This is a genomic window from Rhizobium sp. Root1204 (assembly GCF_001424965.1).
Classification (GTDB): Bacteria; Pseudomonadota; Alphaproteobacteria; order Rhizobiales; family Rhizobiaceae; genus Pararhizobium.
This window is the reverse complement of the sequence record NZ_LMCZ01000042.1, coordinates 125,243-139,839: the sequence shown is the minus strand read 5'-3', so window position 1 is coordinate 139,839 and position 14,597 is coordinate 125,243. Positions and strand designations below refer to the sequence as shown.

The following is a 14,597-nucleotide window of genomic DNA, read 5'->3' as shown; positions in this document are numbered from 1 at the left end:
ATCTTGCCTATCGATCAGCGCAGGCCGGCGAAGCGCTGGAATTCGGCCGGAGTGCGGCCATAAGCCTGGCGGAATGACGACGAGAAATGGCTATGGCTCGAAAAGCCGAGATCGAGGCCAAGCCCCGTCAGGTCGTCATAGCTGCCGAGCAAGTCGAGCGCCTTGGCCAATCTCAGCCGTAAATGATAGCGATAGAGCGGCGTGCCTTCCACCTGCTGGAAAACTTGCGTCAGGTAGACCGGCGAGACACCGGCTTCCCTTGCAATCTCCGCCAGTGTCCAGCGCCGGGCGAGATCGGAGGAGAGGATAAGCTTGGCCCGGTCCACCAGTTTCTGCCGGCCGATGCTGGCGGTCGCCGCACGGGCCGTGCGTTCGCCGACTGCGCGGCGCACCAGCGTCATTGCCAGCGTTTCTGCTTCCAGGGTTTCCGCCGTGCCCCTGAGCAGGCTGTGGCGCAAAAGGGCGACGAGCGCCTGTGCGCGGGCGTCTATGCGCAGGCGCTGCTTGTTGAAGGCGAAGGGACTTCTTGCGGCACTGTGAACTTTTGGGACCAGTTCCTCAAGCGCCGCTTCGTGCACGGCCAGGCTCAGGCATGCATCGCCGCCTTCCACGGGATGGGTGATGCGATAGTCCTCGTCGCGATTGAAGAACAAGACCTGATTGGCTTCGGCAACAACGTCATCGCTGCCGACATGGCGAAGGAAGACACCCCGATAGGGAAACACCAGACTGGTGACGTGCGAACATTCCACGTCGCTCCTGTGCCGGCATTCACCGGTGCACAGCACGTCATGGACGCTGACCATCTCGGTATCGAGAATTTTCCTGGCCGCAAACTGGCTCATGAGCGCTCCGGGTTCCAAGGGTCTTTATACGCCTCGAATGGCCGGATCGCCAAGTCCCAGCGTTAGCCCCGCAAGGCTTCGACCAGTTCCTGCATGTCATCCGGGACCGGCGATTCAAAATGCATGGTTTCCCCGGTGGTGGGGTGCTCGAAGGCCAGCATGAAGGCGTGCAGCGCCTGCCGGGGGAAACGGTTGACTACCGCCTTTGCTTCATCCGGCAGAAGGTTGGCCTTGGTCTTGAAGGCCGCGCCGTAATCGGGATCGCCGATCAGTGGGTGGCCGATATGGGCCATGTGGACGCGAATCTGGTGGGTGCGCCCGGTTTCGAGATTGCACTTGATCATCGCGGCAAGGGCGGTCGCATCCGGTTTTTCGTGATAGCGCTCCATCACCTCATAGTGGGTGATCGCCTCGCGCGCATCATCTGACCCTTCTTGCTTGACCGCGCGCTTCACGCGGTCGCCGGCGCGGCCGAGCGGTGCATCGATCGTGCCCTTCAGCCCTCGCGGGCGGCCCCAGACGATGGCCATGTAGGCGCGTTCCAGTGGACCGGTGCGGCCATGGTCGGCAAACTGGTCTGAGAGGTGGCGATGAGCGATATCGTTTTTGGCGACCACCATGACGCCGCTGGTATCCTTGTCGAGCCGATGGACGATGCCGGGCCGCTTGACCCCGCCAATACCCGAAAGACTTGCGCCGCAGTGGTGGATCAGGGCGTTGACCAGCGTGCCGGTCCAGTTGCCGGCGCCGGGATGGACGACCAGACCCGGGGGCTTGACCAGCACGATCAGATCGTCGTCCTCATAGAGCACGTTGAGCGGGATATCCTCGCCCTTCGGCTCGGGGTCTTCCGCTTCCGGCAGGCCGATCTCGAAGACGTCGCCGGGCTGCACCTTCTTCTTGGCTTCCTTGACGGTCTTGCCGTTGACGGAGACCTCACCCTGTTCGATCAGGGCCTTGATGCGGTTGCGGGAAAACTCGCCGCCCAGCGCTTCCGTCAGGTATGCGTCCAAACGCCCAGCCGCGTCTTCATTTGCCGTCAGGACTTTCCTAATTGCCGGGGCTTGTTTAAAGGGGTCGTTCATTCTCGTTCCATTCCGCAGGTAAGGCCAGCCATGTCCAATCAGAAACCAGTCGAACAGGAAGACAAGCCGCTCGATCCGGTGATGGAGAACGTGCGCCGCAAGATGATCAAGCTGCAGCTGGTCTCGGGTGGTATCATGTTGGTGATGCTTATGGTCGTGCTTGCAGCGATTGTCTATAAGCTTACGCGTCCGGGCAAGGCCGATGTGGAGCAAAGCGCCTCAGTCTCGGTGCCGGGCGATGCGCCGATCACGGCAATCGCAGCACTGCCCGCCGGGTTTGAAGTTTCGAATGTTGCCTTGTCGGGCGGGCAGATCCTGTTCTACGGCGCGGTTGCTGGTGGAGAGCGCAAGGCGATCGTTTTCGATATCGCCGCTGGCCGCGTCGTTGCGGATGTCTCCGTCAAGACCAACTGAGAAGGCTGAGCTGTGACACCGCTCCGCATCGATGATCCGGCCGATCCGCGTATTGCCGGTTTCGTCTCGATTAGGGAGCGCGACCTGACGGGCCGGCATGGCCGCTTTATCGCCGAGGGCACGGTCGTGCTGCGCATGCTGGCGGTGGCGCATAAAGCGGGCCGTGGTATCGAGGCTGAAGCCATTCTTCTTCTCGAAAACCGCGTCGATGGTGTCAGCGGCATTCTCGCCGAATTCCCGGCGGACATTCCGGTCTATGTCGCCAGTGCTCCCGTGTTCGACGCCATAGCCGGTTTCAACATGCACCGTGGTGTGCTGGCGCTCGGTAAGCGCCAAACGGCGCCTGGTCTGGATGCGCTGGTAAATGGTCTTCCCGCCAAAAGCCTGGTTCTTGCCGCTTGCGGAATCTCCAACCACGACAATATGGGATCGATGTTCCGCAACGCCGCTGCCTTTGGCGTCGATACCATCCTGATGGACGAAAGCAGCTGCGATCCAATGTACCGCAAGGCGATCCGGGTCTCTGTCGGCTCGGTGCTGAGTGTCCCCTTCGCCCGCGAAGGATCAGTGACGGCGCTGATCGGGCGTCTGCAGGCTGAAGGCTTTGCGATCTGGGGTCTGTCGCCGCGCGGAAAGACCGACCTGCACGATATTCCTCCGTCGCCGCGCACCGTGCTTCTCGCCGGGACGGAAGGCGAGGGGTTGCCTGAAAACATCATGGCATCGATCCAGACCGCCCGTATCCGCCAGCGGCCGGGACTGGACAGTCTGAATGTCGCTACCGCCACCGGCATCGCTCTGCATCAGGTGGCGATGATCAACGGCTTTATCTGACGGCAAAGATTAGTTCTGTTCCGGCGGTAGCATGTCGCGGGCGCGGGCAGCGAGGCTCTTGTCTGGGGCGTTGGGTTGCGTGCTTGCTGTCGAGAGGAGGGAAGGGATCGGTGACGCCGGACCTTCCTTGGCCGCTGTCAAAGCCACCATAGTTGCCGCGATATCGGCAATCTCCTCGCGCAAGGCATCGTCATGCGCTGAAGACGTCGAGTGTGTCAGCTGCTCCGAAAGTGCTGCAGCCCGGTTGCGGGCATAGTCGGCCGGTACGGTCAGATCGATGGCTGCTACGGGTGACATGGTGTTCTGTGCATCGGTGTTGTCCTGTGTTTCCAAAGTGCCGCCTGTTGCCGGGCCGGCTGCTGTGGTTTTCTTTTCGCGGCGCACGGGCATGGTCAGGCCGGCGGCCCGCAGCGCCTTGGAGGCATCGCGCAGGTCCGTGCCCGTATCCCTGACCTTGGCCTTCAAGCGTTCGATCTCACTGCCCCTGCGTTCAAGAAAATTGTCCTTATCGGCATTGGCGGCCATTTCCCGGGCGAGCTTGACTTCGAACTGCTTCAGGCGGGTTTCGTCGCGGGCAAGCCGTACTTCCAGTTCCCGCGCCTTGGTGCTTTCGGCTTTCAACTCGTTGCGCATGATCTCGCGCTCATCCTTCAGGCCGGCAATACGGCTTTTCAGGTTCTCGGCCTCTGCATCATGGGCGGCGACGTCGATCTTCAGGCTGTCCATGTCGCCGGTCAGATGGTCCACCTGTCTGTTCAGGGTTTTGATATCGACGTTCTTTTTGACACTGTCCCGTTCGACATTGGCAAGCGTCGCTTTCAGCCGCTCGATGTTCTGCTCGAGCTGGCGGGCTGCCGAGCGCAGGTCCGCGGCTTCCACATTCATGTCGGCAAGTTGCGCATGCAGGTCGGCATTTTCACCAGCGAGGCGCTGGGTTTCTTTTAGCGTCGCTCCATTCTGGAGCAGCAGCGCGACGTTCTTGTCGCGCTCGCGTTTCAGCATCTGGCTTGTCCGGGCATTTTCGGCTGCATAACCGGCGCGGGCCGCGTCTTTCTGGGCGCGAACTTCCTGTGGCGATAGCGGCATCGTTGCTGTCAGCCGGTCTTCTGCAAAGCGCACGATACGCCTGTGAACGACCGGTGCCGCCAGCAGGCCGAGGAGAGCCGCGGTCAGAAAACCCAGGGCAAACAGGAGTGCGAATTCAATCACGGGCTGGCCATTTCAGTTCTGAACACGCGGCGATACGCCATAATCCATGGTTTTCGTTTCATTCGCACTAAAGACGAACGACAATATCACTTCAAGTGTTCGCGAACGCGCATTTTTTTCCAGCCGCCTCGGCGACTGGAAAGACTTTTGGAAAAGGCGGAGCGTTTAGAAGGGGTTCCAGGTCGGCTGTTGGGTCAGCTTCAGATAGCCGACATTGATGCCGAGGCGTGCACCAAGGCCGGTGCGGATGGGAACCAGGACGATGTTTTCGTCCGTCAGCACGGTCATGCCAACCCCGGCAACCACATAGGCCGAGCCGGAGACGCCGCCGAAGCGCTTGTAGAGTGAAGGAACGGCCGGCAGGTTGTAGACCAGCATCATCGTCCGGCTGCCCTGGCCACCCCAGTCGAGGCCAAGGGACGGCCCCTGCCAGAACACGTTATGTTGGCCGGCGTTCTTGGTATAGAGGTCGCCTTCGCCATAGGTCAGGCCAGCCACGAATGCGCCGGATCCCTCCTGGCCGAGAATATAACCATTCGGCAGGCCGTATTTCGAAAATGCGTTCTCGACCACCTTGGCAAGTCCGCCAGAGGTGGAGCCGAAGAAGCCGTGGCCGGCATCGACGATTTCCTGCATCGTATACTGGCCGCCGTTGTTGCTCTGCGCAAACGCCGCCGGCATGAGGCTGAACGCAGCCATCAACGCCACGAATGTGCGCAAGAGTGGGAATTTCACGGCATTGACGATCCGCTGCATGTTCTTCTCCGTAAACTCAGGCCTGCCTGCGACGTCATGCGCGGGCCGCTGTCCTGTCCCGTCTCACTTGGTGACGGGCTTCGGGCTGATCGTCAGCAATTTGAACCGATGATCTTAACAATCGGTTTACCAAATGTGGTGTCTTTATGATCTTCGTCCCGAGGCTATGCCCGCACAATGTTCGTGGGTTAGACGATGGGGCAAAAGGATCGCGGAAGGCCGCCTGATCTCGCTTGTGAGCCGCTCGAAGGCTATTGAGGATACGACCATGGGAAAGAACCCGAACCTGACCTTGACCGGTCCCGATCTCGCAGCGCTTCTGTGCAGCCGTGTCTGCCACGACATCATCTCGCCGGTCGGCGCGATCAACAACGGCCTTGAACTGCTCGACGAGGGCGGGGCGGATGCCGATGCCATGGACCTGATCCGCACCAGCGCGCTCAATGCTTCCGTCCGGTTGAAATTCGCCCGGCTGGCGTTCGGCGCCTCGGGCTCGGTCGGCGCATCGATCGATACCGGTGAAGCGGAAAAAGCAGCCAAGGATTTCGCTTCCGTCGAAAAGAAGACGGAAGTCACCTGGACCGGCCCGCGCGTGATCATCGCCAAGAACCGCGTCAAGCTGCTGCTCAACCTGTTCCTGATCGCTTACGGCGCCATTCCGCGCGGTGGTTCGATCGATGTCATCCTGGAAAACCCTGAATATGACGCGGCTTTCAAGCTGATCTGCAAGGGGCGGATGATGCGTGTACCGCCAAAACTGGTCGAGCTTCTTTCGGGCACACTCGAAGAAGCCGTCGATGCCCATACGATCCAGCCCTATTACACGGTTCTGCTTGCCGAGGAGGCCGGCATGGAAATCGAGGTCAACTCGAACGCGGAAGAAATCGTGTTTTCCGCGAAGATGGTTGCAGCCTGAGGCGGAGATAAATCTGCTTTTAGGCGTCGCGGTAACTGATTCTTTGCCAAAGCGGCCTACGGTTGTTGATAGGGATTAAATTCCCGCTGTAGCGCAGAGAGGGAGCTTGAGATGCAACGCTTGATGATTGCCGATGATTCGGACGTCGTACGCAAGGTCGGAAAGCGCATTCTCTCCGGCCTGAATTTCCTCGTCTCCGAAGCTGCCAATGGTCTCGAAGCACTCGTGCGCTGCGAAGCGGAACTGCCCAACATCATCATCGTCGATGCCGGTCTTGATGGCGCGCTGGATCTGATTGCCAACATCCGCAATCTGCCTGAAGGCAAGACCGTGCGCATCTATTACTGCGTCGTCGAGGCGGACCTGAAGAAGATGATGGCTGGCAAACGCGCCGGTGCCGATGATTTTCTTCTCAAGCCATTCGACCGGAAGATCCTGACGAGCGTCTTCGGCAGCCTGTCGATCGCCGCCTGATCCCTTCGCCAAGTTTCCAGTTTCTTTGAAGCCGCGCCCCTTTGGTCGCGGCTTTTTCGTCTCTGTTTTCAGTCCCTGTGCCGGTTATCCTGGCAGGTGGCAACGAAAAACCCGCCATTTCTGGCGGGTTTCTGAAACTTCGGGGCATATGCCGTCATGGCGCCCGCGCATATGCGGGATGCTGAGCGCCAACCGGCTGCCCGTATTGTCTTTCAAGCGCCGATCAGGCGCTTTCTGCGAGTTCGCCTTCAGGCTCGCGCAGCACATAGCCGCGGCCCCAGACGGTTTCGATGTAGTTTGCGCCGCCGGCAGCATTTGCGAGCTTCTTGCGCAGCTTGCAGATGAACACGTCGATGATCTTCAGTTCAGGCTCGTCCATACCGCCATAAAGGTGGTTGAGGAACATTTCCTTGGTCAGCGTCGTACCCTTGCGGAGCGAAAGCAGCTCCAGCATCTGGTATTCCTTGCCCGTCAGGTGAACGCGCTGGCCGCCGACTTCAACAGTCTTGGCATCCAGGTTGACGATCAGTTCGCCGGTCGAGATGACCGACTGTGCATGCCCCTTGGAACGGCGCACGATCGCATGGATGCGTGCGACCAGTTCGTCCTTGTGGAACGGCTTGGTCATGTAGTCGTCGGCACCAAAGCCGAGACCGCGAACCTTGTCTTCGATGCCGGCCATGCCGGACAGGATAAGAATAGGTGTCTTGACCTTGGATAGGCGCAGCGTTCTCAAAACCTCGTAACCGGACATGTCCGGCAGGTTAAGATCGAGCAGAATGATGTCGTAATCATAGAGCTTGCCGAGATCGACACCCTCTTCACCAAGATCGGTGGTGTAAACGTTAAAACTTTCCGACTTGAGCATCAGTTCGATGCTCTGCGCTGTCGCGCTGTCGTCTTCGATGAGTAGAACCCGCATAATTGTCCCCTTTTCCGCCGCCGAAAGGTGTTGATGGCCCCCTTACGCGATACGGATCCAGTCGTTGCCTGATTTGGAGGCTGCCAGCAAATGGTTAACAAATTCTGATTCACTCTGGCAAGGTGTACCGAAAATGTTAAATATTTTTTGCAGTCCCCTGATTTTGCATGTGAATCTAGAATGACATCCTTAATGCGTAACATTAAGGAAATCGGCTATCTGACTCATCTGACTCAATCTATGCCAAACACCAAATTTTGCGCTTAGCATTTACTGACCCTTAAATGATCGTCCCTATGATTAACGATGCCCGTAAACGAAAGGTTACCAGCGGTAGGATTTTGTTAAGATCGCTGTAATTTTTTTTGTTTCCGACACCGTAAGGTCGGTTGGACGGGTCAAATCCAGTAACCGGGGTCTCGCATCACGGGAGTATTGCGTATGAAGTCACGTGAGAGCCTTGTTCGCCTGAAGGAATTTCAGGTGAAGGAGAAACAGCGTCAGTTGAGCCAGTTGCAGCTGATGATGTCCGAATTTGAGCGGATGACCAAGGAATTGGAAAACCAGATCACGTTCGAGGAAAAGAAGTCCGGGATCACTGATCCCACCCATTTCGCCTATCCGACATTTGCCAAGGCTGCGCGGCAGCGGGCAGACAATCTCCAGGTCTCGGTTCGGGAGCTGAAGGTGCAGCAGGATGCGGCGGAACTCGCGCTGGAAGAGGTTCAGGCGGAATTCGCCAAGGCCGCAGCGCTTGAAGAACGTGATAGCGGTGCTCGCATGCGCGCTTAAGGCGCGCTCGAGCTTTTGCTCAAGGCCAAAAGGCCCTTCTCACGGACTTGTCTCAAGTTCGTGAGAAGGGCCTTGTGTATTTCCCAGCTGTTTTTAGCAGCACTTCCTAAGCCTGGATCACATCCTGCCATTCGGGATGGCGTTGCGTCTGGGCACGCATGAAAGGGCAGAGCGGAATGATCTTCCAGCCACCTTTTCGCGCCTCGGCGATTGCGTGCGCCGCCAGCGCCTGGCCGACGCCTTTGCCGCGCAACGCGTCCGGAACGGCGGTATGATCGATGATGATCAGATGCGACGATGACCGGGAATAGGTCATTTCTCCGGTATGGCCCTCGACCGTTGTGCTGTAGCGGCCATGCGAGCCGGTTTCCTCACTGATGATATCCATGACATCTCTCCCTTTTTTCCGGCTGAGCCGGGACCGTTTCCGTTGCGTGGTTGGTTCATTGCCGCACATGTTCAGGCCAAGGTCCCCGGCGCACCACCAAGGACCTCGCTGTTCAGCATCGCCAAAGATGATATGTAATCCTGTCCGCGCAACAGAAGACAAGAATCATGCGTCTTATCACACCGCTTTTCCTTGTCCTTTCAGCCTTTTTTCTGGCTCTCGGGCTTGTGTTGCCGCTGGTCAGGTTTGAAAAACTGGTATTTTCAACGAAACGCCGTCGCTTCTCGGAATCGTGTCGTCACTCTGGGATGAGGGCAATCAGATGCTTGCCGTCATTGTGGCGCTTTTTTCCGTCGTGTTCCCGTTGGCGAAGCTGGTCGGCATGACTTTCGAGGCGACAGCGTCGGCGGACGGCAAGGCTGCGGGCGTGGTTGCCCGCCTTCTGCCGATCCTCGGCAAATGGTCGATGATGGATGTGATGCTTGTGGCGCTCGTCATCTTTGCAGCCAAGACCAGTGGAATGGCCGAGGCTTTCACTCAACCCGGTCTATGGTTCTATGCCGGATCGGCGGTGCTGACGGGGCTCGTTCAAATGCGGCTGCGGCCGCACTGAATGCGGCCGCTTGAGCTCTTGCAAATTAAGTATCTGGCTAGTGGCGATACTGCTGGATTCGCGTCGTACGCAGGCCGGCAAGGCCGTGGTCGCTGATCGAGGACTGCCAGGACAGGAATTCTTCAACGGTCAGGGTATAGCGGTCGCAGGCTTCTTCCAGGCTCAGCAGTCCGCCACGCACGGCGGCGACGACTTCTGCCTTTCTGCGGATCACCCAACGGCGCGTATTGGCCGGAGGAAGGTCAGCAATTGTCAAAGGGCTGCCATCGGGTCCGATGACATATTTCACGCGGGGTCGTATCATTTCGGTCATTGGACTCTCTACACATACTCAAGACCATATAGGCTCAACTTACCCTGCCACATTTAACATTTGCCTAAGCGAGTGGTAACAATTTGCTAATAATTTTAGAGACTTCCAGCGTGCTCTTCGACCAATTGCAGATCTCGAAAACCCCGTGCACATACATCATGAGTTTTCCCGGGTGCGTGGCTCTATTATAAGGTGTTGAAGTTTTGTATTCGTGTCTTCAAGGTCTGCATGGGAGCTATGCAAATATAATGGTTCAATTTGCATAAAATTGTTGATAGTAACGGCCAGTAATTGAGCATATGCAGCATTTTGTTGCTCTGGAATGCTCTCGATGCACCATTTTATTTCAAAATACCGTTCCTTTCGCTTCGATTGTGTCCCTTGGGGCCTCTCGGGGTTTTGTCGGTGTTGGATTTATAGCGTGCTGCCGAAAAAATTCCGGAACGAGAATTTTTTGGAGAGCTGGTGGTATGGCCGGCAGTTTGGTGATTAAAAATATGAGAGACCCTGACAAGCTGACCTTGCGAAGCGAGGCTTATGCTGATTTCCTTTCCGGTATGAACAGTTCCGCAGTCCAGACGGAGTATGAAGTGCTCCACCTGATGCGCCAGTGTACGGCGCAGTTCGGTTTTAGCCATTTCATGATCGCGCGCGTTCCGTTCGGCGAGCAGCAGCGCTTCGCCGAGCGTCTCGTTTTGAGCAGCTGGCCATCGGAGCTTGTGCGGGAATATGACGCCGCTACGGTTTTCCAGGCCAGTGCGCTGATCGAGCAGCTGCGCCATACGAAGCTGCCAGTTTTCGGCGCAACACAATCCCTGCTCAATGCGCAAGGACCTGCGGCACGTGAACATGTCGATGCGCTGTTTGGCGGGCAGGCGATGAGCAACACATTTGCCGTTACGCTGCACACCACCCACGGGGAAGCGTTTGCCGTCCTGCTCTGCGGGCCGCGTGGTGAACCTGACAGGGCCGAGACGGCTGACCTCTATCTGACATTGCTGCAACTGTTCGAAACTCTCGAGCGCACCTTCGAGGTCGGCGCCTCGGCGCGCGACAAGCTGTCGACGCGCGAGATTGAATGTCTTCGCTGGGCTGCAGCCGGCAAGAGCAGCGATGAGATCGCGATCATTCTCGGCATTTCCGCCTATACGGTCTCCAGTTATTTCAAGACCGCTACCCGCAAGCTCGATTCCGTCAATCGCATGCAGGCGATCGCGCGCGCCATGCGAATGAAGCTGATCTGAACGCGGCAGAGCCCTTGCCCTTGTTCAATTCTTCCCGACTTTCTATATAGCGGCTTGCGGTATGGCCGGTCTGCCCGGCGACCGCTTCGCTGCGGCGTTGGCCGTTTGCAGGAAACAGGGTATGGTCGCGCGAAAATGCCGAACAACCCGCCGATGGACCGGAATGCCGGATTGGATGCCGTGAACAGTCTCGATTTTGATCGCAAGCCCGAAGATACGCGCGTCGTCGTTGCCATGTCCGGCGGCGTCGACAGTTCCGTGGTGGCCGGCATCCTGAAACGGCAAGGTTACGACGTCCTCGGCATCACGCTGCAACTCTACGATCATGGCGCTGCCGTCCACCGCGCCGGCTCCTGCTGTGCCGGACAGGATATCGACGATGCCCGCCGTGTCTGCGAGGTGCTGGGCATTCCGCATTATGTGCTCGATTACGAGCAGCGTTTTCGCGAAACGGTGATCAATCCTTTCGCCGAGAGCTATGTTGCCGGCGAAACGCCGATCCCTTGCGTTGCCTGCAACCAGACCGTCAAATTCGCCGACCTTCTGGCAACCGCGCGCGATCTCGGCGCCGATGCGCTGGCGACCGGCCACTACATTCGCTCCAAGGCCAATCCGCAGCCGGGTGCGCCGGGCCGTCGCGCGCTGTTTCGTCCGACGGATGCTGATCGCGACCAGAGCTATTTCCTCTTTGCCACCACGCAGGAGCAGATCGATTATCTGCGGTTCCCGCTCGGCAATCTCACCAAGGCTGAAACACGGCAGCTTGCCGAAGAGATGGGCCTCGTCGTTGCCAAGAAGGCCGACAGCCAGGACATCTGTTTCGTGCCGCAGGGCAAATATGCCGATATCATCAACAAGCTGAAGCCGAATGCGTCGCTGGCGGGTGATATCGTCCACCTCGACGGCCGCGTGCTCGGTAGCCACGATGGTATCCTGCACTATACGATCGGCCAGCGCCGCGGCATCGGCGTCGCTACCGGCGAGCCGCTTTATGTCGTGCATCTCGATGCCCGTTCGCGCCGCGTCATCGTCGGCCCGAAGGAGGCGCTGGAAACACGCCGCGTCTATCTGCGCGACATCAACTGGCTGGGCGACGGCGATGTTTTCGATGTGGCGGCCGATGGTTTTGCCTGTTTCGCCAAGGTTCGATCCACCCGCCAACCGGCACCTGCGATCCTGCGTGCCGACGAGAATGGCGTCTCGGTCGAGCTTCTGGAAGGTGAGGCGGGCGTTGCCCCCGGCCAGGCTTGCGCGCTCTATTCCGGTATCGGCGAAGATGCCCGCGTCTACGGCGGCGGCTTCATCCTGCGTTCCGAACGTGAGGCAGCGGCCGAGGCCGCGCTCAAGGATCTGCTGCAGGGCGTGGTTGCGGCCTGATTGAGGGCAGGGGACGGTCCATAACATGCCGTCTCCGGCCGTTGTCCACCGTCCCTTGAAAAACTTCCCGTTTTTTGAAACACCTCGGCTTGACACCAGCATGAACCGCACCTTATAAGCCGCCCCACTGACGGCGACGACAGCGGCCAAGAGCCCAAGTCGCAGCCTGATGGCGGGGTAGCTCAGGTGGTTAGAGCAGCGGAATCATAATCCGCGTGTCGGGGGTTCGAGTCCCTCTCCCGCTACCACTGCTCTTCAACAAGAGTAGTATTGAAGAATCCACCTCTACTATTGAAAAAATCTTGCTGGTGCCATTCCGGTACATTTGTACACCCCTTCATTCATTGGCCGCGTTAGGCTCGCTCGAACCTATTCGCGCAGTTTTAACGCTGGCATTGTTGCAGCGTAACGCCGTCGAGGTTTGAGCTCGCAGCGGCTAAAACAATCCATCTGCACTTTTACAGCCGCCCGGAACGAGAAATCGTCCAGGCTGAACGCTGGCTTTCAGCATAGCAAGAGCTGCTAGTCGGGTCCTTGCAATATTGAGTTGACTATTATGAGCTGTTTCGGCAGGACTCCGGAGCAAAATTCTCTGGCTTTTTAGGTTGATCAAACATTAAATACTGCCAAAGCCGATCGATTCAAGTGCATTGAGCTTCTGAATCCGAGGTGTTGATTTCGCGAATTCTGGACATTTTTATTTAATTTTAGATTATACTATTGTAGTGAGTTCTAATAATGAGGGCTGTTCTATTTGACAATGGCATGACTGTCATCGAAGCCGGTCATGCGCCTATCTCGGCCCAGAGGCTCGTGATTACCTTTTCGTCGTTTGGAGAAAACGATCCATTGTTGCCTGGTTTTGGCCAGCAATTTCTTGAAAAAAGCGGTTGCAGCGTTATCGCCGTCAAGAAGCGCGCCGATAACTGGTACCGTGACCTAAGTCTCCAAGATTTTGCGGACGTTGTTACGCAGTTTTGCGGCAGGGCGCGCTAAAGAATTATTCTGGTGCACTTCAGCATATCGATGCCGCAATCGACAACAATGCAAGCCTTCTTGCGTTGCGGCGCCGGCGGGATTGCCTCGACGCTCTGGCGCGCAATTATGAGGCTCGCGAAGCTGCCGCGCGCGTGGTCTCCCTTGCTCCGCGCAATACCGCAGACATCCTTCACCTTGCACACCTCAATATGCGGGTTCGCGATTTGCCCGCCGCGATATCGACCTTGGACAACGGCATTTCTTCACTCCCAAACAGCGTTGAGCTCTATCGGAGGAAGCGAGACTATTTGGTGCATGCCGATCGGTTGAAGGATGCAGTGAAAGCTGCGGCCTCCGTGGTGAAAATTGCTTCGAGTGATTCCAGCGACGTCGCTTCGTTGAGGCTGCTGCGCATCAGGCAGCTTCAACGGCAGGCCACGATGGCGAGCAGGAGCAGCCTGCAAAGATTGCAAGACTACGCCTTTAGAATTCCGAGGTTTTTCATGAGCGCAGAGCCGATTGCCATTCTCGATACCTTGGTTTCGACAATCTAGGCCTTCGATGTTGAACTTTTCGTCTGCGTGTCGGCGGAATGACAAGGCATCTTTCTTTTTTCCCTCCATGCGGCTACGTGCCTTGTCCAACACCTCCAAATTGTTGAGGAAATGACCGGTATGGGTAAAGAACGCTCCGAGATGGAAAACCTGGCACGTCAGCTTTACCGCGACCATAAAAAGGTGCTGGGCCTGCTTGCGGAGCGCAGTTCCGGTACGGGCTTTGAGCTCGCCGCCCAGCGGTTGTTTGGTGACAAACCTGAGCGGGAGAAGCCCGTCAGGATAGGCAACAGCACGGTCGTATGTCCTGGGATTCAGAAAAACCTCGTAAGTTTTCTGCCTGCACGATGGCACGAGGAGTTGGACAAGACGAAGGGCAGGTGGCCTGGCTGCGAGAACTGGTGGGCCGGCTATCCGTTTATTGCCTGGGTGGAGATACGGGCTGGCGATGATGGAATCACAGGGGTCCTCAAGCTGAATGCGGAAGTCGGTCCCATTTCAGACCATAAGACCCGCAAGGGGATTATCGAGGCGATCCGGATGGCAGCATCTGCCGAAGGGCTGGAACGCATCCAGTTCCCGCCGGGTGCCGTTGACGAACGGGGACTTTATTCACGTTTCCTGCGGAAAAACTCCGCCGCTGTGAAAGATATGAGCGACACGGACGGTGTGGAGAGTAAAATCGTGCAGCTTATGGCTGACTTCGAACCGGAGTTCGAATTGGTCGCACGCGTCATACCGCAGTTCTTGCGTGTCAGAGAGGCGCTCGCGCGGCGTTAACTTTTTGTTAACCTATCTTAATGCAGTAAGGTTAATGAAATATGCTCGATTCTCGTCGGGCAACTCTAAATATCAAGTGTTCTCGTTTTTTAGGGTGACGGTC

The 14,597-nt window shown here is 57.5% G+C and carries 17 protein-coding genes, 1 tRNA gene and 1 pseudogene; 12 read left to right on the top strand and 7 right to left on the bottom strand.

Annotation, left to right across the window (positions count from 1 at the left end):
* Positions 1 to 14 precede the first annotated feature (14 nt).
* Both ASC96_RS28625 and ASC96_RS28620 read right to left on the bottom strand, forming a co-directional pair.
* A complete protein-coding gene (locus tag ASC96_RS28625; protein WP_060506451.1) occupies positions 15 to 845 on the bottom strand; it encodes a helix-turn-helix domain-containing protein in 831 nt (276 codons plus the stop codon).
* A gap of 62 nt (positions 846 to 907) precedes the next feature.
* Complete coding sequence (locus tag ASC96_RS28620; RefSeq protein WP_060506450.1) at positions 908 to 1,930, bottom strand: RluA family pseudouridine synthase; 1,023 nt, start codon at positions 1,928 to 1,930, stop codon at positions 908 to 910.
* A gap of 30 nt (positions 1,931 to 1,960) precedes the next feature.
* Between ASC96_RS28620 and ASC96_RS28615 the strand changes: the two genes are divergently transcribed.
* Positions 1,961 to 2,344, top strand: coding sequence for a hypothetical protein (locus ASC96_RS28615; protein ID WP_060506449.1), 384 nt, complete (start codon positions 1,961 to 1,963; stop codon positions 2,342 to 2,344).
* A gap of 12 nt (positions 2,345 to 2,356) precedes the next feature.
* Entirely contained in the window at positions 2,357 to 3,178 is an 822-nt protein-coding gene (locus ASC96_RS28610; RefSeq protein ID WP_060506448.1) for an RNA methyltransferase, read from the top strand.
* A 9-nt stretch (positions 3,179 to 3,187) separates the two neighbouring features.
* On the opposite strand, the gene ASC96_RS28605 is transcribed toward ASC96_RS28610, so the two are convergent.
* Both ASC96_RS28605 and ASC96_RS28600 read right to left on the bottom strand, forming a co-directional pair.
* A complete protein-coding gene (locus ASC96_RS28605; RefSeq protein ID WP_060506447.1) occupies positions 3,188 to 4,387 on the bottom strand; it encodes a hypothetical protein in 1,200 nt (399 codons plus the stop codon).
* A 165-nt stretch (positions 4,388 to 4,552) separates the two neighbouring features.
* Positions 4,553 to 5,143, bottom strand: coding sequence for an EipA family protein (locus tag ASC96_RS28600; RefSeq protein ID WP_060506446.1), 591 nt, complete (start codon positions 5,141 to 5,143; stop codon positions 4,553 to 4,555).
* A 268-nt stretch (positions 5,144 to 5,411) separates the two neighbouring features.
* Between ASC96_RS28600 and ASC96_RS28595 the strand changes: the two genes are divergently transcribed.
* Positions 5,412 to 6,059, top strand: coding sequence for a histidine phosphotransferase family protein (locus ASC96_RS28595; protein WP_060506445.1), 648 nt, complete (start codon positions 5,412 to 5,414; stop codon positions 6,057 to 6,059).
* A gap of 111 nt (positions 6,060 to 6,170) precedes the next feature.
* Positions 6,171 to 6,533, top strand: a complete 363-nt coding sequence (locus ASC96_RS28590; RefSeq protein ID WP_060506444.1) for a response regulator — start codon at positions 6,171 to 6,173, stop codon at positions 6,531 to 6,533.
* A 223-nt stretch (positions 6,534 to 6,756) separates the two neighbouring features.
* Here the strand turns inward: ASC96_RS28590 and ctrA are convergent, their stop codons facing one another.
* Positions 6,757 to 7,455, bottom strand: a complete 699-nt coding sequence (gene ctrA, locus ASC96_RS28585; RefSeq protein WP_037099813.1) for a cell cycle two-component system response regulator CtrA — start codon at positions 7,453 to 7,455, stop codon at positions 6,757 to 6,759.
* A 441-nt stretch (positions 7,456 to 7,896) separates the two neighbouring features.
* On the opposite strand from ctrA, the gene ASC96_RS28580 reads away from it, so the two are divergent.
* Positions 7,897 to 8,247 carry a hypothetical protein gene (locus tag ASC96_RS28580; protein ID WP_037099811.1) on the top strand — a complete coding sequence of 117 codons (351 nt, stop codon included), beginning with the start codon at positions 7,897 to 7,899 and terminating at the stop codon, positions 8,245 to 8,247.
* 106 nt (positions 8,248 to 8,353) lie between these two features.
* Here the strand turns inward: ASC96_RS28580 and ASC96_RS28575 are convergent, their stop codons facing one another.
* The gene (locus ASC96_RS28575; RefSeq protein ID WP_060506443.1) at positions 8,354 to 8,635 is read right to left on the bottom strand and encodes a GNAT family N-acetyltransferase; all 282 of its coding nucleotides are present in this window, start codon (positions 8,633 to 8,635) and stop codon (positions 8,354 to 8,356) included.
* Between the two features lie 167 nt (positions 8,636 to 8,802).
* On the opposite strand from ASC96_RS28575, the pseudogene ASC96_RS28570 reads away from it, so the two are divergent.
* A pseudogene (locus tag ASC96_RS28570) lies at positions 8,803 to 9,248 on the top strand (paraquat-inducible protein A).
* Between the two features lie 37 nt (positions 9,249 to 9,285).
* Here ASC96_RS28570 and ASC96_RS28565 read toward each other — a convergent pair.
* Positions 9,286 to 9,561 (bottom strand): DUF1153 domain-containing protein, encoded by a 276-nt coding sequence (locus ASC96_RS28565; protein WP_037099805.1) that lies wholly within the window; start codon positions 9,559 to 9,561, stop codon positions 9,286 to 9,288.
* A 497-nt stretch (positions 9,562 to 10,058) separates the two neighbouring features.
* Here ASC96_RS28565 and ASC96_RS28560 point away from each other — a divergent pair, with 497 nt between their 5' ends.
* The 6 genes from ASC96_RS28560 (at position 10,059) to ASC96_RS28535 (ending at position 14,494) form a co-directional block, all read left to right on the top strand.
* Positions 10,059 to 10,805, top strand: a complete 747-nt coding sequence (locus ASC96_RS28560) for a LuxR C-terminal-related transcriptional regulator (RefSeq protein ID WP_060506596.1) — start codon at positions 10,059 to 10,061, stop codon at positions 10,803 to 10,805.
* A 180-nt stretch (positions 10,806 to 10,985) separates the two neighbouring features.
* Complete coding sequence (mnmA, locus tag ASC96_RS28555) at positions 10,986 to 12,182, top strand: tRNA 2-thiouridine(34) synthase MnmA (protein WP_112834522.1); 1,197 nt, start codon at positions 10,986 to 10,988, stop codon at positions 12,180 to 12,182.
* A gap of 171 nt (positions 12,183 to 12,353) precedes the next feature.
* A tRNA-Met gene (locus tag ASC96_RS28550) sits at positions 12,354 to 12,430 on the top strand.
* A gap of 517 nt (positions 12,431 to 12,947) precedes the next feature.
* Positions 12,948 to 13,178: a hypothetical protein gene (locus ASC96_RS28545; protein WP_156393906.1), complete on the top strand. Its 231-nt coding sequence runs from the start codon at positions 12,948 to 12,950 to the stop codon at positions 13,176 to 13,178.
* A complete protein-coding gene (locus ASC96_RS28540; protein WP_060506441.1) occupies positions 13,160 to 13,714 on the top strand; it encodes a hypothetical protein in 555 nt (184 codons plus the stop codon). The genes ASC96_RS28545 and ASC96_RS28540 overlap by 19 nt, the downstream gene beginning before the upstream one ends.
* 120 nt (positions 13,715 to 13,834) lie before the next feature.
* Positions 13,835 to 14,494, top strand: a complete 660-nt coding sequence (locus ASC96_RS28535; RefSeq protein ID WP_060506440.1) for a hypothetical protein — start codon at positions 13,835 to 13,837, stop codon at positions 14,492 to 14,494.
* Positions 14,495 to 14,597 lie beyond the last annotated feature (103 nt).